Annotated in this window: 1 protein-coding gene; it reads right to left on the bottom strand. The window is 69.5% G+C overall.

What is annotated here, in order from left to right; all coding sequences use genetic code 11:
* Window positions 1–19: 19 nt before the first annotated feature.
* Window positions 20–1,225: an IS110 family transposase gene (locus OTB19_RS42810; protein ID WP_267804268.1), complete on the bottom strand. Its 1,206-nt coding sequence runs from the start codon at window positions 1,223–1,225 to the stop codon at window positions 20–22.
* Window positions 1,226–1,449: the final 224 nt, after the last annotated feature.

Genomic DNA, 1,449 nt, shown 5'->3' with positions numbered 1-1,449 from the left:
CTGAAGCTCCTATTGGCTGTCAAGCGGCAGTGAGCCAGTCGCGGTAGGCGCTGGCGAGGTCGTCGTCACGTCGGGTGCCGCGCTCGATGCAGGAGATGACCGCGGGCCAGACACTGAAGTGGTGGGCGACGGCGGTGAGAGTGATGTTCTTCGCCTGGCGCGCGGGCCGCAGGTCCGCGATCTCGGGGACTGCGACCGTGGTGGTGAGGCAGCGGAACACTTCCCGGACGATGGCACGTTTGAGGAGCCGGATGATCTCCTTCTTGGTCCGGCCGGCCGCGGTCTGGCGGACTACGTAGTCGCGGGTGCGGCTGTCGCTGGACATACGGACCAGCGCTATCCGGTAGAGGGCCGCGTTAGCGGCCCGGTCGCCGCCTCGCGAGAGGCGGTGACGGTTGGTCTTCCCGCTGGAAGCAGGGACAGGAGCGACGCCGCACAGGGCTGCGAACGATGCCTCGGTGCGCAGGCGGTCGGGGTTCCCGCCGGCGGTGATCAGCAGCTGGGCCGCGGTGTCGGGTCCGATGCCGTGGGCGGCCCGCAGGCCGGGATTGTGTTCGGTGACGATGCCGTCCAGTACGGCTGTCAGCGCGTCGTGTTCGGCGGCCAGGGCCTGGACGCGTCGGGCGAGGCTCTTCAAGGAGGTCAGGACGGCGGTGTGGACGGCGCCTCCCGTGGGACGCAGGCGGGCGAGGGCGTCGATCAGCGGTTTGCCGTGCAGGGCCCGGTAGCGGTCACGGATCGCGTCGGGGGCGCTGATGAGGATGTGCCCGATCTGGTTCATGGCGGCGGTGCGGGCTTTGACCGTGGAACGGGCGGCGTTGTGGAGGGCGCGTATGCCGGTGACGGTCTCGTCCTTGGGCGCGCTGGACGCTCGTCCGGAGAGTGCGGCGCGGGCGGCGGCGTAGGCGTCGATCGGGTCTGATTTGCCGCTGCGGCGGCGTTCGGCGCGGTCGGGGCGGTTGACCTCGACCACGGTCAGGCCGTCGGCGCGGGCGGCGCGGGTGAACCCGGTTCCGTAGGACGCGGTGCCCTCGACGCCGATCGCGACCACGTCTCCGTGGGCGCCCAGGAACGCGAGGGCCGCCGTGTATCCGGGGGTGGTCGTGGGGAACTCGGCGTCGGCGAGATGGCCGCCGTTGTCGGTGATGACCGCGACGTGAATGGTGTCGGCATGGGAGTCCACACCGCCGAACACCCACTGTCCGGTCGTGCCCGCTGCTGTCATGCTGGAGGTGCCTTCCTAGCAGGAGGTAGCACCGGCCGGGTGGGGCAGACAGGACATTGAGGGGGCTTCTGACCAAGCTCCTATCAGGTCATGTTCCACCTGGCCGGAGCCATGAAGAACGGGCCCGGCAGCCGGACGGTACAGCCGGAAGACAACCCAGCAGGGTGTCAGTCAGTGGCAGAGCCACGACCACCGGAACCCGCTACGAGTATCAATGTCAGTGG

It is taken from the genome of Streptomyces sp. H27-H5, from assembly GCF_026627505.1.
Lineage (GTDB): Bacteria > Actinomycetota > Actinomycetes > Streptomycetales > Streptomycetaceae > Streptomyces.
Note: the sequence above shows the minus strand (reverse complement) of the source record. Positions and strands in the feature narration are given on the sequence as shown.

What these genes read in the sequence shown, in the direction of transcription:
- OTB19_RS42810 (WP_267804268.1), bottom strand. Translation starts at nt 1,225, where the DNA reads ATGACAGCAGCGGGCACGACCGGACAGTGGGTGTTCGGCGGTGTGGAC.